General features: G+C 60.9%; 21 protein-coding genes. 10 read left to right on the top strand and 11 right to left on the bottom strand.

Annotated elements, in window-relative coordinates:
- The first annotated feature begins 59 nt into the window (after positions 1 to 59).
- The 7 genes from fabD (at position 60) to gmk (ending at position 7,212) form a co-directional block, all read left to right on the top strand.
- Positions 60 to 1,004, top strand: a complete 945-nt coding sequence (fabD, locus tag ACST81_RS16660; RefSeq protein ID WP_438749270.1) for an ACP S-malonyltransferase — start codon at positions 60 to 62, stop codon at positions 1,002 to 1,004.
- Between the two features lie 105 nt (positions 1,005 to 1,109).
- Positions 1,110 to 1,847: a 3-oxoacyl-[acyl-carrier-protein] reductase gene (gene fabG / locus ACST81_RS16655; RefSeq protein ID WP_438749269.1), complete on the top strand. Its 738-nt coding sequence runs from the start codon at positions 1,110 to 1,112 to the stop codon at positions 1,845 to 1,847.
- Positions 1,848 to 2,211: 364 nt separating this feature from the next.
- On the top strand, positions 2,212 to 2,448 hold the full coding sequence (locus ACST81_RS16650) for an acyl carrier protein (RefSeq protein WP_018327362.1): 237 nt from the start codon (positions 2,212 to 2,214) through the stop codon (positions 2,446 to 2,448).
- A gap of 220 nt (positions 2,449 to 2,668) precedes the next feature.
- On the top strand, positions 2,669 to 3,928 hold the full coding sequence (gene fabF, locus ACST81_RS16645; protein WP_438749268.1) for a beta-ketoacyl-ACP synthase II: 1,260 nt from the start codon (positions 2,669 to 2,671) through the stop codon (positions 3,926 to 3,928).
- 295 nt (positions 3,929 to 4,223) lie between these two features.
- Complete coding sequence (gene mltG / locus ACST81_RS16640; RefSeq protein ID WP_438749267.1) at positions 4,224 to 5,399, top strand: endolytic transglycosylase MltG; 1,176 nt, start codon at positions 4,224 to 4,226, stop codon at positions 5,397 to 5,399.
- Positions 5,400 to 5,653: 254 nt separating this feature from the next.
- On the top strand, positions 5,654 to 6,544 hold the full coding sequence (locus tag ACST81_RS16635) for a YicC/YloC family endoribonuclease (protein WP_438749266.1): 891 nt from the start codon (positions 5,654 to 5,656) through the stop codon (positions 6,542 to 6,544).
- A 2-nt stretch (positions 6,545 to 6,546) separates the two neighbouring features.
- Positions 6,547 to 7,212 (top strand): guanylate kinase, encoded by a 666-nt coding sequence (gene gmk, locus ACST81_RS16630; RefSeq protein WP_438749265.1) that lies wholly within the window; start codon positions 6,547 to 6,549, stop codon positions 7,210 to 7,212.
- Positions 7,213 to 7,254: 42 nt separating this feature from the next.
- On the opposite strand, the gene rsmA is transcribed toward gmk, so the two are convergent.
- From rsmA to ACST81_RS16595, 7 genes are all read right to left on the bottom strand, one after another.
- A complete protein-coding gene (gene rsmA / locus ACST81_RS16625) occupies positions 7,255 to 8,082 on the bottom strand; it encodes a 16S rRNA (adenine(1518)-N(6)/adenine(1519)-N(6))-dimethyltransferase RsmA (RefSeq protein ID WP_438749264.1) in 828 nt (275 codons plus the stop codon).
- On the bottom strand, positions 8,082 to 9,110 hold the full coding sequence (pdxA, locus tag ACST81_RS16620; RefSeq protein ID WP_438749263.1) for a 4-hydroxythreonine-4-phosphate dehydrogenase PdxA: 1,029 nt from the start codon (positions 9,108 to 9,110) through the stop codon (positions 8,082 to 8,084). The genes rsmA and pdxA overlap by 1 nt, the downstream gene beginning before the upstream one ends.
- A gap of 9 nt (positions 9,111 to 9,119) precedes the next feature.
- Positions 9,120 to 10,064, bottom strand: a complete 945-nt coding sequence (locus ACST81_RS16615) for a peptidylprolyl isomerase (RefSeq protein WP_438749262.1) — start codon at positions 10,062 to 10,064, stop codon at positions 9,120 to 9,122.
- Positions 10,065 to 10,262: 198 nt separating this feature from the next.
- Positions 10,263 to 12,602 carry an LPS-assembly protein LptD gene (locus tag ACST81_RS16610; RefSeq protein ID WP_438749261.1) on the bottom strand — a complete coding sequence of 780 codons (2,340 nt, stop codon included), beginning with the start codon at positions 12,600 to 12,602 and terminating at the stop codon, positions 10,263 to 10,265.
- Entirely contained in the window at positions 12,602 to 13,687 is a 1,086-nt protein-coding gene (lptG, locus tag ACST81_RS16605) for an LPS export ABC transporter permease LptG (RefSeq protein ID WP_438749260.1), read from the bottom strand. Before lptG ends, ACST81_RS16610 begins: the two co-directional genes overlap by 1 nt.
- Positions 13,684 to 14,859: an LPS export ABC transporter permease LptF gene (lptF, locus tag ACST81_RS16600; protein ID WP_438749259.1), complete on the bottom strand. Its 1,176-nt coding sequence runs from the start codon at positions 14,857 to 14,859 to the stop codon at positions 13,684 to 13,686. Before lptF ends, lptG begins: the two co-directional genes overlap by 4 nt.
- Positions 14,856 to 15,215 (bottom strand): hypothetical protein, encoded by a 360-nt coding sequence (locus ACST81_RS16595; RefSeq protein ID WP_438749258.1) that lies wholly within the window; start codon positions 15,213 to 15,215, stop codon positions 14,856 to 14,858. The genes lptF and ACST81_RS16595 overlap by 4 nt, the downstream gene beginning before the upstream one ends.
- On the opposite strand from ACST81_RS16595, the gene ACST81_RS16590 reads away from it, so the two are divergent.
- On the top strand, positions 15,184 to 16,680 hold the full coding sequence (locus ACST81_RS16590; protein WP_438749257.1) for a leucyl aminopeptidase: 1,497 nt from the start codon (positions 15,184 to 15,186) through the stop codon (positions 16,678 to 16,680). The genes ACST81_RS16595 and ACST81_RS16590 overlap by 32 nt on opposite strands.
- Positions 16,681 to 16,688: 8 nt before the next feature.
- Positions 16,689 to 17,138, top strand: coding sequence for a DNA polymerase III subunit chi (locus ACST81_RS16585; RefSeq protein WP_438749256.1), 450 nt, complete (start codon positions 16,689 to 16,691; stop codon positions 17,136 to 17,138).
- Positions 17,139 to 17,141: 3 nt separating this feature from the next.
- Here ACST81_RS16585 and ACST81_RS16580 read toward each other — a convergent pair whose 3' ends face one another.
- From ACST81_RS16580 to ACST81_RS16570, 3 genes are all read right to left on the bottom strand, one after another.
- Positions 17,142 to 17,645 (bottom strand): GNAT family N-acetyltransferase, encoded by a 504-nt coding sequence (locus ACST81_RS16580; RefSeq protein WP_438749255.1) that lies wholly within the window; start codon positions 17,643 to 17,645, stop codon positions 17,142 to 17,144.
- Positions 17,646 to 17,648: 3 nt separating this feature from the next.
- The gene (locus ACST81_RS16575; RefSeq protein WP_438749254.1) at positions 17,649 to 17,936 is read right to left on the bottom strand and encodes a DUF1778 domain-containing protein; all 288 of its coding nucleotides are present in this window, start codon (positions 17,934 to 17,936) and stop codon (positions 17,649 to 17,651) included.
- A 70-nt stretch (positions 17,937 to 18,006) separates the two neighbouring features.
- Complete coding sequence (locus ACST81_RS16570; protein WP_438749253.1) at positions 18,007 to 18,933, bottom strand: Gfo/Idh/MocA family protein; 927 nt, start codon at positions 18,931 to 18,933, stop codon at positions 18,007 to 18,009.
- Positions 18,934 to 19,110: 177 nt separating this feature from the next.
- Here ACST81_RS16570 and ACST81_RS16565 point away from each other — a divergent pair, with 177 nt between their 5' ends.
- Complete coding sequence (locus ACST81_RS16565; protein WP_438749252.1) at positions 19,111 to 19,953, top strand: GNAT family N-acetyltransferase; 843 nt, start codon at positions 19,111 to 19,113, stop codon at positions 19,951 to 19,953.
- Positions 19,954 to 19,964: 11 nt separating this feature from the next.
- On the opposite strand, the gene ACST81_RS16560 is transcribed toward ACST81_RS16565, so the two are convergent.
- Positions 19,965 to 20,183 (bottom strand): hypothetical protein, encoded by a 219-nt coding sequence (locus tag ACST81_RS16560; protein WP_438749251.1) that lies wholly within the window; start codon positions 20,181 to 20,183, stop codon positions 19,965 to 19,967.
- Positions 20,184 to 20,234 lie beyond the last annotated feature (51 nt).

Below are 20,234 nucleotides of genomic sequence, written 5' to 3'. Positions count from 1 at the left end.
GCGGAGCCCCAGATATTCAAACTGCGCGCCTGCCGCGCATGACGAGAGGGACAAACCTCATGGCCATCGCTTTCACATTTCCAGGACAGGGTAGCCAGGCGCTCGGCATGGGCAAGGATTTGGCCGATGCCTTCCCCGAAGCAGCCGCCGTTTTCGCCGAGGTGGACGACGCGCTCGGGGAAAAGCTCTCCGACATCATGTGGAACGGCCCGGAGGAAACGCTGACGCTGACGGCCAATGCCCAGCCGGCGCTCATGGCCGTGTCGATCGCGGCGCTCCGCGTTCTGGAAGCCAAGGGTCTCGACCTGAAATCCAAGGTCGCCTATGTCGCCGGCCATTCACTCGGTGAATATTCGGCACTCTGCGCTGCCGGTACATTCTCGCTTGCCGATACGGCGCGCCTCCTGCGCACCCGCGGCAATGCCATGCAGGCGGCGGTTCCGGTCGGAAAGGGCGCGATGGCGGCGATCATCGGGCTTGAGCACTCAGATGTCGATGCCGTCTGCAAGGAAGCTCAAGCGCTCGGCGCCTGCCAGATCGCCAATGACAATGGTGGCGGCCAGCTGGTCATTTCCGGCGAAAAGGCGGCGGTTGAAAAGGCGGCTGCCCTTGCCACCGAAAAGGGCGCCAAGCGCGCCATCCTGCTGCCGGTCTCCGCGCCCTTCCATTCGTCGCTGATGGCGCCAGCGGCCGATGCCATGCGGGCAGCGCTTTCGACCGTGTCGAAGAACAATCCCGTCGTTCCGCTGATCGCCAATGTGCGCGCCGCGCCGGTCACCGATGCAGGCGAGATCGCAAGCCTGCTCGTCGAGCAGGTCACCGGCCAGGTCCGCTGGCGCGAAACCGTCGAATGGTTCGCCGCCAACAACGTGACGACGCTCTATGAAGTCGGCTCCGGCAAGGTTCTGACCGGGCTGGCCCGCCGCATCGACAAGACGGTGAGCGGCATCGCGATCAATTCGCCCGCCGATATCGACGCGGCGCTCCAGACACTGCTTGCCTGAATTTATGGCGAATAGCGAATAGCGAATAGAAAGCTGCCGCTACGATTGCTCTTTCTCTATTCGCTACTCCCTATTCCCTATTCGCTCTAAGAAGAGGAAACAACCATGTTCGATCTGTCCGGCCGCAAGGCTCTCGTTACCGGTGCCTCCGGTGGTATCGGCGAGGAAATCGCCCGCATCCTGCACGCGCAGGGCGCCATCGTCGGCCTGCACGGCACCCGCGTCGAAAAGCTTGAGGAACTCGGCAATTCGCTCGGTGAACGTGTTCACCTGTTCCCGGCGAACCTGTCCGATCGCGCCGCCGTCAAGGCGCTCGGTGAAAAGGCGGAAGCCGATCTCGGCGGAGTCGACATTCTCGTCAACAATGCCGGCATCACAAAGGACGGCCTGTTCGTTCGCATGAGCGACGAGGACTGGGATGCCGTCTTGGAAGTCAACCTCACCTCCGTCTTCCGGCTGACGCGCGAACTCACCCATCCGATGATGCGCCGCCGCCATGGCCGCATCATCAACATCACCTCGATCGTCGGCGTCACCGGCAATCCGGGCCAGGCCAATTACTGCGCCTCCAAGGCGGGCATGATCGGCTTCTCGAAGTCGCTGGCGCAGGAGATCGCCACCCGCAACGTCACGGTCAACTGCGTTGCTCCGGGCTTCATCGAAAGCGCGATGACCGGCAAGCTGAACGACAAGCAGAAGGACGCCATCATGGGCGCCATCCCGATGAAGCGGATGGGGACGGGCGGTGAGGTGGCTTCAGCGGTCGCTTATCTGGTCTCTAACGAAGCCGGGTATGTCACGGGCCAGACCATTCACGTCAATGGCGGCATGGCGATGATCTAATCCCAAGTCTCAATGATGGATCAAAGGGTCCTATCATTGAGACTTGGGATGGGGCGTCAAACGCCTGCGCCGCCGCGATTCCGGGTCAATCCAAGGGGCGGGGCGCAAATACCGGGAATTGCGTGTTGACCAAGCCATTCCCGGCCATTTTCGGACTTTGCGGCAGACTTAAACCGTGTTAAGCGGGCCATGACTGTGCGCAGTCGATCGGATGATATGAGGTTCACGCCAGCTTTCCGCGCGTGGTTTACCGCTCTTCCGATTGAAGGAATTGCCTGCTGGGTCGTCTTGATCTTTCAGGCGTTAATAGGGTACCGATGTCAGAACGGCATCGTTGAGAAAAACAAAGGTCGAGGAATCCGACATGAGCGACGTAGCAGAACGCGTAAAGAAAATTGTTATTGATCATCTTGGCGTCGATGCCGAAAAGGTTTCGGAAGGCGCAAGCTTCATCGACGACCTGGGCGCGGACTCGCTCGACACCGTCGAACTGGTCATGGCATTCGAAGAAGAGTTCGGCGTCGAGATCCCCGACGATGCAGCAGACTCGATCCTGACGGTCGGCGACGCTGTCAAGTTCATCGAAAAGGCACAGGCCTGATATCAGGCGGTGCAGGGCGGGGCGCTTCGCGACCCGCCTCTTTCGTCCCCGTTGCGGGACACGCTTTCCCTTGGAAAGCAAAGCGTGACAAGGAAAGTCCGCCAGGGCTTCCGTACCTGAGATCACGCGGTATTCGCATCACGGAAATGGATGTACGGATCCGATTTTTGCACGAGGTCCGGCCCAGTTCTGAACTAACTGGCAAGGTGGATCACGGGTTATGAGACGTGTCGTTATCACCGGTACCGGCATGGTATCTCCCTTGGGTTGCGGAACCGAGGTTTCCTGGTCGCGCCTGATCGCTGGCGAAAACGCCGCCCGCAAGGTGACCGAGTTCGAAGTCGAAGACCTTCCCGCGAAGATCGCTTGCCGCATTCCATTCGGCGATGGCACGAACGGTACCTACAGCCCCGACAGTTGGATGGAACTGAAGGAACAGCGCAAGGTCGATCCCTTCATCATCTACGCGGTGGCAGCTGCCGACATGGCCCTGGCCGATGCAGACTGGCATCCGAAATCCGATGAAGACCAGATCGCGACGGGCGTCATGATCGGTTCTGGCATCGGTGGTCTCGAAGGCATTGTCGAGGGTGGCATCACGCTGCGCGACCGCGGTCCCCGCCGCGTGTCTCCCTTCTTCATTCCCGGCCGTTTGATCAATCTTGCCTCCGGTCAGGTATCGATCCGCCACAAGCTGCGCGGCCCCAACCATTCGGTCGTTACCGCCTGTTCGACCGGTGCCCACGCCATCGGCGACGCAAGCCGGCTGATCGCGCTCGGTGATGCCGACGTCATGGTCGCCGGCGGCACGGAATCGCCGATTTCCCGCATCGCGCTCGCCGGCTTTGCCGCCTGCAAGGCGCTGTCGACGCAGCACAACGACGATCCGACCAGGGCATCGCGACCCTATGACAAGGATCGTGACGGCTTCGTCATGGGCGAGGGCGCCGGCGTCGTCGTTCTGGAAGAGCTGGAACACGCCCTGGCACGCGGCGCCAAGATTTACGCTGAAGTCGTCGGCTATGGTATGTCGGGTGATGCTTTCCACATTACCGCTCCCGCCGAAGATGGCGACGGCGCCTATCGCTGCATGCAGATGGCGCTGAAGCGCGCCGGTCTCTCCGCCGCCGATATCGACTATGTCAACGCCCATGGCACCTCGACCATGGCCGACACGATCGAACTCGGCGCGGTCGAGCGGGTGCTGGGCGAGCACGCCGAAAAGGTGTCGATGTCATCGACCAAGTCGGCGATCGGCCATCTTCTGGGGGCTGCCGGCGCTGTCGAGGCGATCTTCTGCGCGCTGGCGATCCGCGACAATGTCGCCCCGCCGACCCTCAACCTGGACAATCCTTCGGCGGAAACCAAGGTCGATCTGGTTCCGCACGTGGCGCGTAAGCGCCAGATTGATGTGGCCCTGTCGAATTCCTTTGGCTTCGGCGGCACGAACGCCTCCCTCGTTCTGCGCCGCTATGCCTGATGCTGCGGCGTGGCCCTGTCTTCAGGCGGTCCTTTCGCATCCATAGGCATCTCGCGGATGAAATTTGCGGCAGCTATCCAGCTTTTGCCGCATTGCTCGGTTCAAACGTGCTGGAAGGACGAGTGCGACCTCAAGCCACGATGCGGCAGCGTGGATAAATGATCCACGCTGACACAAGGCCGGGCGGGCAGGATTGCTATCGTCGCTATGAAATGATTCTCTTTCCCGTTTCTCTTCTGGAGTTCGCATCAGGGATCGAGGCGTGCATGATGCGAACTCCAGAATCAGGACGATCGTGAACGACGTAAACGACAACAGCGCAGTGCCATTCGGCCGCAACGAGGCCGGCGGCCCGATTATCCCGAAATCGGCGAGCGAAGCCCTTCGCCCGGAAAAGGTACCGCAGCCGCCGAAGCGATCCCGCAAGGCAAAAAGCCAGGTCGTCATTTTCCTGAATTTCGTCATGACCGTCATCGTCTGCCTGACGATCGCGGCCGCTGGTACGGTCTATTACGCCATGACAGCCTACGAGAACAAAGGACCGCTGGCCGCCAACACCAATTTCATCGTGCGCAACGGCGCCGGTATCCAGGAAATCGCCAGCAGCCTCGAGCGCAACAATATCGTCTCGGACGGTCGGGTGTTCCGCTTCATGTCGGAAGCCTATCTGGAAGACAATGACACGCTGAAGGCCGGCGAATACGAGATCAAGGCCGGCGCCTCGATGCAGGAGATCATGCAACTCCTGAAATCCGGCAAGTCGATTCTCTATTCCGCCTCCCTTCCCGAAGGCCTGACGGTCAAGCAGATGTTCACCAAGCTGAGCCTCGATCCGGTCCTGGAGGGGGACCTGCCGGCGACGCTTCCGGCCGAAGGCACGTTGCGTCCCGACACCTACAAGTTCTCGCGTGGCACCAAGCGTGCGGAAATCGTTGCGCAGATGGCGCAGGCGCAAAAGGCTCTGGTGGATCAGATTTGGGACAAGCGCGATCCGGATCTGCCGATTTCGAGCCGCGAGGAATTCGTCACGCTCGCCTCGATCGTCGAGAAGGAAACGGGTCTGGCCGACGAGCGCTCGCGTGTCGCCTCCGTCTTTATCAACCGGCTGGAAAAGGGAATGCGTCTGCAGTCCGATCCGACGATCATCTATGGGATTTTCGGCGGCGACGGAAAGCCGGCCAATCGGCCGATCCTGAAATCGGACCTCGACAAGCAGACGCCCTACAACACCTACGTCATCAAGGGCCTGCCGCCGACGCCGATCGCCAATCCGGGCCGTGCGGCGCTGGAAGCCGTCGCCAATCCCTCGCGGACGTCCGATCTTTATTTCGTGGCCGATGGAACTGGTGGCCATGTGTTTGCAGCCAGCCTCGACGAGCACAACAACAATGTCAGGCGCTGGCGCAAGCTTGAGGCCGAGAAGGCTGCAGCGGCTGCCAAGGCGACCGAAACGGCACCTGCCCAGGAATAAATTCGCCTACAGCTCCGCGCGTCGAATATGACGCGCAAAGGTCGCTGTAACACTTTAAGGATGCCGCATAATTTTAGCCTTAAATCGATTCCGATTTAAGGAATTATGCAGCAGGCTTGTGGATGATACGGCTCCGGTGCGCTTGACCCTTGCGGTCAACCGCACCGGAGCCGTACACATTCATGCACGAATTCAAAGTTCTGCGGGTGACCTGCGTTTTTCAACGCGCCGTCTGCCAGATCCAGGGAGAAACAATGCCGTTGCAATCCATGACAGGATTTGCCCGCCGCGAGGGGACGTCCGGGCGTTATCGCTGGGCGTGGGAGCTGCGTTCGGTCAACGGCAAGGGGCTCGACCTGCGCCTGCGCCTGCCGACGGGTACTGAACATCTGGAGACGGACGTGCGCCGGCTGATCGCGGAAAATTTCTCGCGCGGCAACATGCAGGTCAATCTCAGTGTCAGCACGAGCGAGGCGGGCGTCGAGACCGTCGTCAACCAGGGCGCCCTTGCCGCCGTCCTGTCGTTGCGCGAACAGTTGCGCGATGTCATCGATCCGGCGCCGCTGCGTCTCGATACGCTGCTGTCAATCCGCGGCATTGTCGACTTCCGCGAGCCGGAAGAGCAGGAGGGCGAGCGTGCCGCACGTGACGCCGATCTCCTGTCCGGCCTGCATCTCGCTCTTTCGGACATGACATCCATGCGCCAGACCGAAGGCGAGGCGCTGCGCCGTGTCCTGCTCGAGCAGATCGAAACGATCGAGATGCTGACGCGCCAGATCGAGGCCGATCCCTCGCGTAGCGTCCAATCGATCAGCGCCCGCCTAGCCGGCCAGGTCGCGCTTGTTCTGGAAGGATCCGCGTCGAGCGTCGATCAGGATCGCCTGTACAGCGAAGTGGCGCTGCTTGCCGCCAAGGCCGATATCCGCGAGGAACTCGACCGGCTGCGCACGCATGTGACGGCTGCGCGTGATCTCCTGAGCAAAGGCGGGCCAGTCGGGCGCAAGCTGGATTTCCTGTCCCAGGAATTTAACCGCGAATCGAATACGATCTGTTCCAAGTCGAATGCCGCGTCGGTCACCGCCGCCGGCATCGAGCTGAAGGTCGTCATAGACCAGTTCCGTGAACAGGTCCAAAATCTGGAGTGACCATGAGCCCCGCCAGCACCACCTCCATCAAAGCCATCCAGCGCCGCGGCCTGATGCTGGTGATTTCCTCGCCCTCGGGCGCCGGCAAGTCGACGATTGCCCGCAACTTGCTTGAATCCGACCCGCATATGAGCATCTCCGTCAGCGTAACGACGCGCAAGCGTCGCCCGAGCGAGATCGAAGGGCGGCACTATTTCTTCAAGTCGACCCGTGAGTTCGAAGGCCTGCGCCAGACGGACGCCCTGCTCGAATGGGCGGAAGTGCATGGCAATTTCTACGGCACGCCGCGGGACGCGGTTGAGGCGGCCATGTCCGAAGGTCAGGATATGCTGTTCGACATCGACTGGCAGGGCGCCCAGCAGTTGCAGGAAAAGATGGGCGGCGATGTCGTGTCGATCTTCATCCTGCCGCCGACCATGGCGGAACTGCAGTCGCGCCTGCACCGTCGCGCCGAGGATACCGAAGAAGTCATCGCCACCCGGCTTGCCAATTCACGCTCGGAAATCGAGCACTGGCTGGAATACGACTATATCGTCGTCAACGAAGACCTCGACAGCGCCTTCGCCTCCGTTCAGGCGATCGTCGAGGCCGAACGTCTGCGCCGCGACCGCCGTCCGGGCCTGTTCGAATTCGTCAACGGCCTTTTGACGGAGACGCCGAAGCTTTGAGACAGCTATCGCTCGAAACATAGTCTTCGAGCGATCCACCGTTTACAGGCAATTGGCCAGACGGCAGAATTCTTCCACCGACAATGTCTCGGCGCGACGCTGCGGGTCGATGTCCGCCTTGGCGAGCAGGGCCTCGCCGCCGATCGATTTGACGCTCTGGCGCAGCATCTTGCGGCGCTGGCCGAAGGCGGCCATCGTCACCTTTTCCAGGTTTTCGGCGGAGCAGGGGATCGGGTTTTCGATCGGCTCCAGATGCACCACGGATGACGTCACCTTCGGCGGCGGTGAAAAGGCCTGCGGCGGTACGTCGAATGCCATGCGCGCGTCCGTCCGCCAGCCGCAGAGCACACCGAGGCGGCCGTAGTGATTGTCGTCTTCCTGTGCGACGATCCGCAGTCCGACCTCGCGTTGGAACATCAGCGTCATCGACTGGTAGAACGGCGGCCAGGCCTTCGGCAGCAGCCAGTTGACCAGCAACTGCGTGCCGACATTATACGGCAGGTTGGCGATGATCTTGACCGGGCCGTCGATACCAAGATCCTCGAACGGCGTCTTCAACGCATCCCCTTCGATCACATCCAGACGGCCGGGATAGAAGTCACTGATCTCGGCCAGCGCCGGCAGGCAACGGGAATCGCGCTCCACCGCGATGACCTTCTTGGCTCCGAGGGAGAGGATGGCGCGGGTGAGGCCGCCCGGACCAGGACCGACCTCGATCACCGTCACATCTTCCAGCGGCCCGGCGGTGCGGGCGATCTTCTGGGTGAGGTTGAGGTCCAGCAGGAAGTTCTGGCCGAGCGCCTTTTTAGCATCGAGGCCGTGCCGGGAGATCACCTCCCGCAGCGGCGGCAGTCCGTCGATCGCCGCCATCAGTCTGCATCCCTTTCTGCGTTGTCCGCGAGTTGGCGTGCCATCCGTAGCGCCGCCAAAAGGCTGTCGGCACGAGCAATACCCTTGCCGGCCAGGCTGAACGCCGTACCGTGATCGGGAGACGTGCGGATGAAGGGCAGGCCGAGCGTGACATTGACGCTGTCGTCGAAACCAAGCGCCTTGGCGGGGATCAGGGCCTGATCGTGATACATGCAGACGGCGACGTCATAGGTTGCGCGGGCGCGGTCATGGAACATCGTATCGGCGGGCAGGGGGCCGCTGATGTCGACGCCTTCGGACTTCAGCCGTTCGATGACCGGTCGGATGATCGCATCGTCTTCCAGACCGAGCGCGCCACCTTCACCCGCATGCGGATTGAGGCCGGCAACGGCGACGCGGGGAGACGGCAGGCCGAACCGCGCCTTCAAATCGGCAACGGTGATCGCACAGGTCCGGTAGATGAGATCGGATGTCAGTTGCTCGGGAACGTCCTTCAGGGGGATATGGATGGTGACCGGCACGGCCATCAGCTTGGGACCGGCCAGCATCATCACGGGCAGCAATTGCATGCCGGTTGCCCGTTCGCCGATGTCGGCGAGGAATTCGGTATGGCCGGGAAACTGGAAGCCGGCGTCGTAAAGGACGGACTTAGCAATCGGATTGGTGACAACGGCGGATGTTTCGCCCTCCATCGTCAGCCTGACTGCCGTCTCGATGGCGCCAGTGATGGCATTCGCATTGGCCGGGTCCGGCTGTCCCGCCATCACGCCGGCCGCACAGGGGATCGGCAGGACGGGCAGCGAATCCTTAAAAGCTGCGGAAGCTTGATCACAGCCGGTTTCGCGGATGGGAACATCGTGGCCGAGCAGCCGCGCACGATCGGAAAGGACCGCAGGATCGCCGAGGAAAAGGAAGGGCGGCACTTGCCAGGCATGCCTGTTGATCCACGCGTCGAGGCTGATGTCGAGGCCTATCCCAGCCGGATCGCCCATGGTCAGGGCGAGCGGCCTGTTGCATGTAGGGGTCATGACAAACGATTACTTTTGGATGATCTGCGCCCGCTTCCGCAAGTCTTCCATGTAACGCTTGCTGTTGGCATCTTCCCCCTCCTGCTTCTTGCCAAGATCCTCGGCGCGAAAGACGATTTCAGCCGCCACATCGTCAGAAACCTCCCGCTTCTTGCAAATAGCGAGATATTCGACGCCGCGCTCGGTGACGCGCGTAGCAGTGGTATTGCCGTCGCCGGCCTTCTCGATCAGCGGTTTCCAGTCGGCGGGAAGTTCTTGTGCCATCATGCGGCCAAGATTACGGATGGACACGTCGCGCATCGTAGCGGCAAAGACCTTTGCCTGCTCGCAACCGGGATATTTCGAACGCGAGGCATTGGCTTCCGCCTGGCGCTTGCCAATGATCGCGTTGCGCTTGGAGGCGGGCACGACAAAGATGACCTGCTGCAGGAAATATTCCGTCGTCACCGGCTTGGTGCCGCCGTTTTCTTGCATGCGCCGGACAAGCTCCTCGTTCGAGAGGCGTCCACCGCCGCCGCCACTGCCGTAGCGACCGTTGACGAGGCGCGGCCAGCTCATGGCAATCGCGACATAGCTCTTGAAGTGATCAAGACCGACACCTGCGCGGTCGAGGACCTGGGAGAGCTGAGCAACCGACATCTTGTTGCCGCTGGCAAAACGGCCGACAGCTGCATCGACATCTGCCGTGCTGACGGAAGCGCCAACCCGGAGAATCTCTTCACGCTTCAGCACTTCATCGACCAACTGGTCGCGAGCCGCGGCTGCGCCACCGTTCTGTCGTTGCAGGCGCATGAAAGCGGTTCGCTTCGCGACGTCACCCGAGGTGATGGGCGTACCGTTGACAACAGCGACGACCTTGCTGGCCGCCGAAACGGCAGGCGCCGAGGACAAGGCCAGGCCGCAGGCAAGAACCATTGCCGCAACAGCACGCGTGATCAAGAGTTTCCCGCCCATTCCGTATCCCTTTTCATTCGCCGCGAACGCAGTGGTCCGCAGGCCATGGTCTTCATGCCAAGCACAATAAACCAGCACATCTCCGTGCAGGATGCATAATACATGCGGCCGAACAATGACAAGACCCGCCGACCGCCGCAAAGAACCGCTTTTTGACGAAACGGACGCCGGCGGCACCGGTTTTCCGATGCGGATAGATCAGTTCAGCCCGTCGAACTCCGTATCGCCGACATCGATATCGCCGAGTGTACGGAAGCTGATGCGTGCGCCGATCGACCAGTCATTCGCGATAGACTGATCGGTGTCGCGCTCTTCCTTGTAGACAAGCGAGAAAATCGTGTCCCGATCGTCATAGGTGATGCCGATGCCGTTGCGGGTGACGACATTGCTGTTCAGGTCGTAGGTAATCGACCCGAACACCGACCAGTAGTCGGCGAATTTGTAGGCCGCTGCCGTCTGCACTTCGTCCTGGTCGCTGGTCGAGCCGTAGAGCGGCTGCGCCTGAATGCTGGTATAGGTGACGGCCGTCTGCCAGAAGATCCCCTGGTAGCCAACCGTTGCATCGGCACGGCGCAGGTCGAAATTGCTTTCATCGAGGCGGCCGCTTAGGCTGGCAGTCAGGCCCGACGGTGCGTCGATGCCAACCATCGCCACATAATCGGAACGATCGGTTTCCAGACCGGAATTTGCACCGGCCTTGACCAAGTCGTCCGTCGCGAAAGAATTCAATCCGCCAAGATGGAAGGACTGGCCCGCAACGGCGCGCAGCGAATAACCGTTGCCGAGCGCGCCGGTATAACGGAAGCCCAGATTGGCCCGCGTGCCGCCCTCGATGCGATCGTAGCCCGAGAACTTGTCACGATCGAACAGGTTTGTCGCGTCGAACACGAAGCTCTGTGCGTCTTCGTTCGGTAGCGCCCCCGCATAGTCCTCGTCCGGACGGGTAAAGACCTGTGCGATCGGTTCGAGAATATGGCTGCTATATTCAGTTGTCAGCAGGATCGGATAGCGTGCGTCGATCCCTGCCGTCAGCATGGTACGGGTCGCGGCATCGTCGTCGTAGTAGTTGCCGGTATAGTTGTTGGGATCGTTCATGGACGTGCCGATCGCATCGCCGCGTGCGGCGAAGATCGGCGTGAGCGACAAGCCGCCCGGAACGATGAAATTGCGCTTCCATTCAAGGTCCGCGCTCAGACGGTGATAGGTGCCTTCCAGGCCGCGATAGCGGAAGACGTCGGGACCCGGCACGCTAATGCGGAACTCGTCTTCACGGTTACGGTTGACGTTGGTCAGGTTGATGTTCGCGGTCAGTTCGCCACCGAGCACCGGCTCCGGATGCGTGTAGGAATAATCGAGAACCTGGGCGACCGGCTGCTTGTTTTCGGCCAGGCTGCCCGGGTCGGCATCCTGGATGTCGAAGTAGAAGGCGCGGGCGTCGAAATAATTCCGCTTGCCGAGACCGGTCAGGTAAACCTGGTTTGTCAGCGTCGTGCCGTCGAAGGTCGACAGTTCATAGGTCTTGGCGAAGTTGTTGTCGCTCTGCACGAGAACATCCCAGCCGAATGTCCAGCGCGGATTGATCTCGAACTTGGCGCGCGAAGCCACCATGCCGCGAACCGTTTCCTCGGCATCGACGGTACCGCTTGTGAATCCGTCACGGTTCATCTGGCTGATGCCGGCCATGCTCAGCACATGTTCGCCGTTTTCGAAACGCTGGCGGAACTCGCCCTCGAGCAGGAAGCCCTGCCGCGTCAGGCCCGTGGCGGTGACGGTCGCGTCCATGTAGGGCGAAATCGCCCAATAGTAGGGGATGCTGACGCCGGCGCCGAGCTTCTGCGCGTATCGAAATTTCGGGAACAGGAAGCCGCTCTTGCGCTTCACCGTCTGGTCGGGAACTTCGAGGACGGGCAGATAGAGGATCGGCTTGCCGAACAGCTCGAACTTGGCGTTCTCCATGCGAACCGTATGAGTCCTGCCGTTCTGGACGATGCGTTGCGCCTTGACGTGCCACAGCGAACGGTGATCCGGATTGGTGGCGCAGGGCGTGCAGGCGGTGTAGACGGCCTGGTTGAGAATCATCTCCTCGCCGTTGCGCCGCTCGGCGGTGACGGCTGCCAGCTTGGTCAGGTCCGTCGTTTCAAGCCGCATGGTCTCGATGAAACCGTTGGCGAAATTGTCCGTCACGTCCATCTGGTCGGCGTAGACGCGGTTGCCGCCGGGTTCGATCAGCTCGATTTCGCCGGTCGCGATGATGCGCCCAGTCTTCTGGCTGTATTCGACCTGCTGGGCGACCATCTGATAGCCGCCATAATTGATCTGGACCGCGCCGCGCACGATCACGCGCTCCGCGTCCTTGTTGTAGACGAGCTCATTGGCCGACAGAAGCATCTTGGCGTCTTCGGGGAGCTTCGGATTGAACGACTCGATACTGGTATCCTGCGCCCATGCGGACGTGAGCGGAGTAAACGTCTGATACGCAACGCCTGAAAGCAGAATGGCCGTCAGCAGCCTGATATATTTGCGGTTGCCTGCCGCCACTAGCCATCCTCCTCATGCAATAGAATCGTCGAGCCCAGCGCCATCGCTACAACAACTGGCAACCAGGCTGCAACGAACGGAGGCACAATGCCGCTGCTCCCGAATGCTTTTACAAGCACGGTGACGACATAAAGCACGAAGCCTGACAGGATTCCACCGAGAATTACCGGCCGCGATTGGTTAAACCGGCTAAATTTCAAAGACACGCTTGCAGCGATCAGGGTCATTGCGACCAGAAGCAGTGGAAGCGAAAGCATGGAGTGGAATTGGGTTTCCATTCCATTGGTTGGAAAGCCGAAGGATTTTGCCACTTCGATCTTCCGGCGCAGGTCGAAAAACTGAATGGAATCAGCCTTTGACAATGTTTCCTGCACGAATTCCGGCTTCAGATGCGTCGGCAGCCGTGCCGTTTCGAGACGCTGTGGCAGTTGCCCGTTGCGCGTTTCCGTCACGCCGTTAAGCAGCCAGTAACCATCTTCGAGTTTTGCCGTCGCGGCATCCTGTCTCGAAACGATCGTGCCAAGCGGATCGAAATGGATCACGGTCACGTTGACCAACGTCCGACCCTCGTCCTGGACGGACCGCGCGCCGATGATCGTATCGTCGTTTCCGTAGATCTGGCGCAGCCATGGAATGGAAATTGCCGTTGTCGCGGAAGACGAGCTCCCCCAGGATGCCTCAAGCGCTTCGGCCTGCTTGGTGCCCCATGCGGCGAGGGGATTGAGCGCCGCGACAGCGAGTACCCCGAAGAGGAACGCGCCGACGACGAAGGGCTGCAGGAATTGCCAGGCCGAAATGCCGGCGGCGCGGGTCACGACCAGTTCGTAACGGCGGTTCAGCGAGATCAGTGACGCCATGCCGGAAAACAGCGCGACGAAGGGCACGGTCTGCTGCAGGATCATGGGAATGCGGAATGTCGTCATCACCAAGGCACCGCTGACCGAATAGTGCGGCAGCTGCGACATCCGGTTGGAAAGTTCGCTGAAATCGATGATGAAGATCAGCGCGAAGATGCCCGCGAGAAACCAGAAGGTCGTGATTGCATAGCGCTTGAAAAAATAGCGTCCGAGCGTCGTGAAGATCATGGGGCCGGGTTCCCGTCGGATGCGGAAGCGGGCTTGGTCAGGCGCAGGCGGACCAGGATCTCTTTGACCTTCTGCTCCCATGTCAGCGGGATTTCCAGCCGCTTGTTGCCCACCAGTTGGCGAATGGAGAAATATCCGGTCAAAATCGGGATCAGGTACATGATCGGGATGAAAGCCCGCGATTCCTCGGCGCTGTTGGCGGCGTAGAATGTCATCCAGCGAATGAAGAGACAGGTCAGGAGAGCCGTGATCATCGGATGCATGCGTGCCTCGCGGTGCGAGCGCGCGTCACTGCTGACGACGAGGGCTATCAATGCGAACAGCAGCGGGTAGGTCCATTCGGTCAGCCGGCGATGAAGCTCCGCCTCGAAGGACATCGGATTGCGCTCGTAGACCGGGTCTTTCGGGTCGGGATTGAAAAGGAAGGGCAGATCCCGATCCTTCGCACGGATCGTGGCTTCACCGGCCGACTTGGTCATGTCGGTGAGGTCGAAGGCGTAACTGTCGAACTTGATGATCGAGACATTGCCATCAGGCAGCTTGCGGTGAACTTCGCCGTCCTTCATCACCAGCGCCGAGCCGTTTTCGTCCACCGCGCCTTCGCGGGCGTAGTAGACGAGCTCATAGGCCGGGTCGCGCGAATCGGCGACGAAGATGCCGTGCAGCACGCCGCCGTTGCGCCGCGATGCGACCTGGACATAAAGCCCGTCGGCGACCTTGCGGAAGGTGTTTTCCTGCACGACAGAGGACAGGAGATCGGCATGCGCGGTGGCGATCATCTTGCGCACCGCCATGCGGGAATAGGGCTCGACGAAATTGTCCACGGTGAAGGACAGGATGCTGAGCGCCACGCCGAGATAGAGCACGGGCTTGATGATCGTCATGCGGGATGCGCCGGCCGCATTGAGGACCGTCAGTTCCGAATCGGAATTCATCGCGGTCAGCGTCTGGGCAACGCCGATCACCAGGGCGAAGGGCAGAATAAGCGGAATGATCGACGGCAGGATGAGCGTCGCCAGCCGCAGGAAGGCAAGAATCGACTGGCCGCTGTCCGTGACGAGGTTGACGCTCGCCAGAGCCTGCGTCGTCCAGACGATGGCCATCAGCGGCAGAAGCGTGGCGAGGAACATGCCTGTCGCCCGCTTCAGGATATAACGCTCGATGAGTTTCATGCCTGGTCCTGGCCTGTCTTTCCGTCTCGTGCACAGCCCATGGCGATCCGCGCAAATCCTGTCGGACGGCGTGTTCCTATCGCGCTGAATGAACCGGTTTGCAAGTTTTTCACGATAACCAAATTGTAAAAGGGCAGGGCTAAAGGTCGGCAAAGAATGATGGTTAACAGCATGTAAACATACGGCCGCGTCTTGCCAAGGCCATCAAAACCAACAAGGGTGCACGGACCTGTTTCCGGGCTTGCGGTTGATGGCGAATGTTTGCCACTGTAACCGCCATGTAACATATCGGCGTTTTTGCCGGGGCCATTCTGGAGTCTCTTGATGTCATTGAAATTCGAAATCGGTTTCAGCAAATCAGCACGCCTGTCCGGTGGTCTGGCGATTCTGCTCAAGACTCTTGACGGAAAAGAGGCAGCCGGCGCGGCGGAGGTGGATCCGGAAGCTGTGATTGCCAAGGCGGCGCGGATCGCCAAGTTCAAGGCGAAGTCGCTGAGCACCCTCGATATCGTCGCGCCGCATGGATCGGAAGCCGACCGCATCCTGGTTTTAGGCCTTGGCGATGGCGCCGGCCTGTCCTCGCACGATTGGCTGAAGGCCGGAGGTGCGGCCGCATCCAAAATCCGCGGCGCCGACAAGGTCACGGTGTTTCTCGACGCGCCCGGCGTCGAAGTCTCGGGCAAGGCTGCCGCCGATTTCGCGCTCGGCATGGAAATGAACGCCTATAGTTTCGATACATACAAGACGACGAAGAAAGACGATGACGACCAGAAGGGGCCATCGAAGCCGGTCAAGGTGACGATCGTCACCGATGCTGCCGCGGCCGCGAAAAGGGAGGCGGTCGACTCGAAGGCAATTGCCGAAGGGGTTTTCCTCGCCCGCAACCTGGTCAACGAGCCGGCCAATGTGCTGGGTCCGGTCGAATTCGCGGCCAAGGCCAAGGACCTGGAACAGCTCGGCGTCGAAGTCGAGATCCTGACCGAACGCGAGATGAAGAAGCTTGGCATGGGCGCTCTGCTCGGCGTGGCGCAAGGCTCGGTGCGGCCGCCTCGGCTGGCGATCATGCAGTGGAAGGGCGGCAAGCCGAAGGATCGTCCGGTGGCCTTTATCGGCAAAGGCGTCGTCTTCGATTCGGGCGGTATCTCGATCAAGCCCGGCGCCGGCATGGAAGACATGAAGGGGGACATGGGCGGTGCTGCCGCCGTGACCGGCCTGATGCATGTGCTGGCAAGCCGCAAGGCGAAGGCGAACGTTGTCGGCATCATCGGACTTGTGGAAAACATGCCCGATGGCAACGCTCAGCGCCCCGGCGATATCGTCACCTCCATGTCCGGCCAGACCATCGAGATCATCAACACCGACGCCGAGGGCCGGCTCGTTCTGTGCGACGCGCTCTGGTATTGCAATGATCGCTTCAAGCCGCAGTTCATGGTCAACCTGGCGACGCTGACCGGTGCCGTGATGGTCGCGCTCGGCAGCCATCATGCCGGGCTATTCAGCAATGACGATCGCCTTGCCGGGCAACTGACGGCCGCCGGGTTGACAACGCAGGAGCGCCTGTGGCGGCTGCCGCTCGGCAAGGAATACGACAAGATGATCGACAGCAAGTTCGCCGACATGAAGAATACCGGCGGCCGCTATGCCGGCTCGATCACCGCCGCGCAGTTCCTCAAGCGCTTCGTCAAGGATACGCCCTGGGCGCATCTCGACATTGCAGGCACGGCGATGGGCTCGCCGACGGACGAGATTAACCAGTCCTGGGCGTCGGGTTTCGGCGTGCGTCTGCTGGATGAACTGACCCGCGCCAATTACGAGGGTTGATCGGTCCCGTGACGGAAATCCTGTTCTATCACCTGACCGAGTCCAAGCTCGAGGACGCTCTTCCGCCGCTTCTCGACAAGAGCGTCGAGCGCGGCTGGCGGGTCGTCGTCCAGACGGCGGACGAGGAGCGCCGCGACATGCTCGACAATCATCTGTGGACCTATCGCGAGGACAGCTTCCTGCCGCACGGCACCGACGCGATGGAATTCGCCGAGGACCAGCCGGTGCTGCTGACGGCGGGCGAGGGCAATGGCAACAATGCCACCGTCCGCTTCCTCGTCGACGGCGCGGTACCGCCGCCGGTCGCCGGCTACGAGCGCGTCGTCTTCATGTTCGATGGTTACGACCAGAGCCAGCTGGAAGCGGCGCGAGCGCACTGGAAGGTGCTGAAGGGCGAGGGGCACACGCTGACCTACTGGCAGCAGAACCAGGACGGGCGCTGGGTGAAGAAGGCTTGAAGGTCAGCCGTGCGCCGACAGCAGGGCTCGGACGTCCTTTATGAGGACGAACAGGTGCATCGGATCGCTCGGCGATTCGATGAAGCCGAAATGACGATAGAAGGACCGTGCGGTGTCGTCCTTCGCGTGAACGGCGAGCGCACGAAGGCCGGCAATATCGGCCGCAGCCACTGTGCGAAGCATGGCATCCTTGAGGAGGCCGGAGCCGAGGCCTTTTCCCTGCCATTGGGAGGAAACGGCAAGCCGCGCGAGGATCATCAGCGGAATCGGATGATGCGCCATGCCTTTCGTCAAACGCTCGGGCGCGTCCTCGAAGCTTACATCCCCGAAGACGAGCGTATGGTAGCCGACGACGGCATCGTCATTCAGTGCGAGATAGGTTTGCGAGCCGCCGGCCAGTTGCGCCTGAAAAGCAAAGCGGATGAGGAATCGATTGAGGCCGCCCCGTCCGCAATCGAAGGCGTCGACGGCATGGTCGCGGCGCAGCTTCTCGATCCGCAGGGTCACCGTCTAGCCGTCCGCGTCCCGTTCGAAAACGCTGGGTGTCGTCAACATGCGCTTCAGCCGCGGATGGGATTTGTGGGGCGTATCGAGCGCAGCCAGGAAAGCCTGCCAGCGTTCCGCATCGAGGCCGAACTGTTGGCGGTCCGGCAATGATTCCTCCGCCTTCGCCAAGGCGCTTTCAAGGACGAATTCACTAACGCTTCGGCGCGTGGCACGCGCCGCCGCGGCCAAGGTTCGCTTGGCTTCGGCGGTCAATCGCAAGTCGAGCTTTTCCGAGCGAACACTGTTGCGCATTGTGAATATCTCCAATCGTTCGGTTTCTAGCAGAAATCGCCACGATTGTCACGACATTGTCGGGCTTGCCTCAGTCGTGAAACGCATCCACGAACTTGCGCCGTCCGAGCATGAAGGCGTCGGCGACGTGGCGCAGCGGCGCAAGATCGACGTCGGAAGTCTTTGCCTTGATGATCTCGGCAAAGCGGGCGTAGAGCGCCGGATATTCCTGTTCCGGCTCGTCGTGGACCAGCTTGCCGTCGATCGACAGTTTTGCACCGCCTTCGGCGATCACCATCAGGCCGGCATCGGTTTCAGCGACGATATCCCAGCTCTGGTGGCCGGTCTGGCGCCAGTCGAATTCGGCCGAGACCGGCAGCTTGTTGGCATCGGTAAAAGTGATCGAGGCGGCGATCGGCGCGTCACGATTTTCCGGGAATTCCAGCGTTGCCGCGGTAATGAACAGCGGATTCGGCAGGATATGGGTGACGATCGACAGGGCGTTGATGCCCGGATCGAACACGCCGAGGCCGCCTGCGGCCCAGATCCAGTCCTGGTTCGGATGCCAGTGGCGCACGTCTTCCTTCCAGATCACCTTGACATCGTTGATCTTGGTGGAAGCGAGGAAGGCCTTTGCGGCCTCGACGCCCGGCGCGTAGCGCGAATGCCAGCTGGCAAACAGCGAAAGGCCCTTGGAATCGGCCAGCGACTGCAGGTCGGCGACTTCGCTCAGCGTCGCGCCCGGCGGCTTTTCGAGGAACACATGCTTGCCCGCTTCGAGCGCGGTGCGAGCGGCCGCGTAGCGGAACTGGGGCGGCATGCAGAGCGAAACGGCGTCGATCGCCGGGACGGCGGCGAGCATCTCCTCGATCGACTTGAAATTGTCGATGCCATCAACGACGCCGTGACGGCTGGCTGCGGCAATCAGCTTGTAGTCCGCATTCTTGGCGATGGAGGGAAGATGCTGGTCGCGGACGATCTTGCCGACGCCGACGATCGAGATATTGATGGGGCTCATGGGTGTTCGCTCGATTTGTATGACTTTATGGTGGGCTTTGTAGCAGAAAGCGATAGACGGACAAGCGCCTTGCCGTCATGTCCGGATTGGGCGCATGAACAATCGTCAACGCCGAAGGTGGACAATAGTCAAGTCGCGCTATTTGGATAGTCTCGATTTTTCAAAACCGGAGCCTTCATGCCCCCCGTCATTCGAAAAGCCACCCGCGCCGATCTCGATACCATGATCGAATGGGCCGCCCGCGAAGGATGGAATCCGGGGATTGATGATGCACAGGCGTTCTGGCTTGCAGACCCGGAAGGCTATTGGGTCGCGGAGGAGGACGGCCGGATGGCGGCGGCCCTGTCGATGGTCCGGTATGGAGAGAACTACGGCTTTCTTGGTTTCTACATGGCACATCCGGATTTTCGCGGGCAGGGTATCGGACATGCTCTCTGGCATGCGGCCGTCGTGGATGCCGGGCCGCGCACGATCGGGCTCGACGGCGTCGTGTCCCAGCAAGACAACTACCGCAAGTCCGGCTTCGTCTACGCCCATGCCAATTTCCGCTACGGCGGTGAGGTCCAGTGCTCGGAGCCTCCGGGGACCGAACTGACCTCGGTTTCTCCGGTCCATATTCCGATGCTGATAGACTATGACGCGGCGTTCAATCCGGTTCGCCGCGAGGCTTTCCTGCGGGAATGGCTGAGGCCCCTGGAGACGCGCCAGAGCATCGCATTGATCCGCAATGCCGTGATCGCCGGTTACGGCACCATCCGCGCCTGCCGGGACGGTCACAGGATCGGGCCGCTGTTTGCCGATACCGAAACTGCGGCCGACCTCATTTTCCGCAAGCTGGTGACAAGCGTTGGCGGCGGTCAGGTCTTTCTCGATATTCCCGAGCCGAATGCGGCGGCACGCGCGCTGTGCGATCGGTACAATCTGAAGCCGGTGTTCGAGACGGCGCGCATGTATCGCGGTACCGTGCCGGACCTGCCGCTTTCCAATATCTATGGCATCACGACATTCGAACTAGGGTAGGGCGCGCGGAATCAGATTCGGTTGAGAAGGTCGTATTGATTGCCGATGATCAGGATGCTGGCGAAGACGCTGATCACCAGAGCCACGACGAGAATCCAGAACAGTCTGCCGGAGGCGGCGTTTTCCTCGACGTAAACCGGCTCTTTCAGGCGCAAAGCATTCATCGCGTGCCGGGGATTGCCCCATTTCACGCGCCGGAATCGGAAGACGTTTTGCGTTTCGTGTGTCATGCCGGAAAAGCTAAAACGTCCGTTTGAACGGCACGTTAAAGAATTTCTTAA

The organism is Pararhizobium sp. O133, from assembly GCF_051669845.1.
Taxonomy (GTDB): Bacteria; Pseudomonadota; Alphaproteobacteria; order Rhizobiales; family Rhizobiaceae; genus Pararhizobium.
Note: the sequence above shows the minus strand (reverse complement) of the source record. Positions and strands in the feature narration are given on the sequence as shown.

What these genes read in the sequence shown, in the direction of transcription:
- lptF (WP_438749259.1), bottom strand. Translation starts at nt 14,859, where the DNA reads ATGAAACTCATCGAGCGTTATATCCTGAAGCGGGCGACAGGCATGTTC.
- pdxA (WP_438749263.1), bottom strand. Translation starts at nt 9,110, where the DNA reads ATGACCCCTACATGCAACAGGCCGCTCGCCCTGACCATGGGCGATCCG.
- gmk (WP_438749265.1), top strand. Translation starts at nt 6,547, where the DNA reads ATGAGCCCCGCCAGCACCACCTCCATCAAAGCCATCCAGCGCCGCGGC.
- lptG (WP_438749260.1), bottom strand. Translation starts at nt 13,687, where the DNA reads ATGATCTTCACGACGCTCGGACGCTATTTTTTCAAGCGCTATGCAATC.
- ACST81_RS16560 (WP_438749251.1), bottom strand. Translation starts at nt 20,183, where the DNA reads ATGACACACGAAACGCAAAACGTCTTCCGATTCCGGCGCGTGAAATGG.
- fabG (WP_438749269.1), top strand. Translation starts at nt 1,110, where the DNA reads ATGTTCGATCTGTCCGGCCGCAAGGCTCTCGTTACCGGTGCCTCCGGT.
- fabF (WP_438749268.1), top strand. Translation starts at nt 2,669, where the DNA reads ATGAGACGTGTCGTTATCACCGGTACCGGCATGGTATCTCCCTTGGGT.
- ACST81_RS16615 (WP_438749262.1), bottom strand. Translation starts at nt 10,064, where the DNA reads ATGGGCGGGAAACTCTTGATCACGCGTGCTGTTGCGGCAATGGTTCTT.
- ACST81_RS16635 (WP_438749266.1), top strand. Translation starts at nt 5,654, where the DNA reads ATGCCGTTGCAATCCATGACAGGATTTGCCCGCCGCGAGGGGACGTCC.
- fabD (WP_438749270.1), top strand. Translation starts at nt 60, where the DNA reads ATGGCCATCGCTTTCACATTTCCAGGACAGGGTAGCCAGGCGCTCGGC.
- ACST81_RS16650 (WP_018327362.1), top strand. Translation starts at nt 2,212, where the DNA reads ATGAGCGACGTAGCAGAACGCGTAAAGAAAATTGTTATTGATCATCTT.
- ACST81_RS16570 (WP_438749253.1), bottom strand. Translation starts at nt 18,933, where the DNA reads ATGAGCCCCATCAATATCTCGATCGTCGGCGTCGGCAAGATCGTCCGC.
- ACST81_RS16575 (WP_438749254.1), bottom strand. Translation starts at nt 17,936, where the DNA reads ATGCGCAACAGTGTTCGCTCGGAAAAGCTCGACTTGCGATTGACCGCC.
- ACST81_RS16590 (WP_438749257.1), top strand. Translation starts at nt 15,184, where the DNA reads ATGTCATTGAAATTCGAAATCGGTTTCAGCAAATCAGCACGCCTGTCC.
- ACST81_RS16565 (WP_438749252.1), top strand. Translation starts at nt 19,111, where the DNA reads ATGCCCCCCGTCATTCGAAAAGCCACCCGCGCCGATCTCGATACCATG.
- rsmA (WP_438749264.1), bottom strand. Translation starts at nt 8,082, where the DNA reads ATGGCGGCGATCGACGGACTGCCGCCGCTGCGGGAGGTGATCTCCCGG.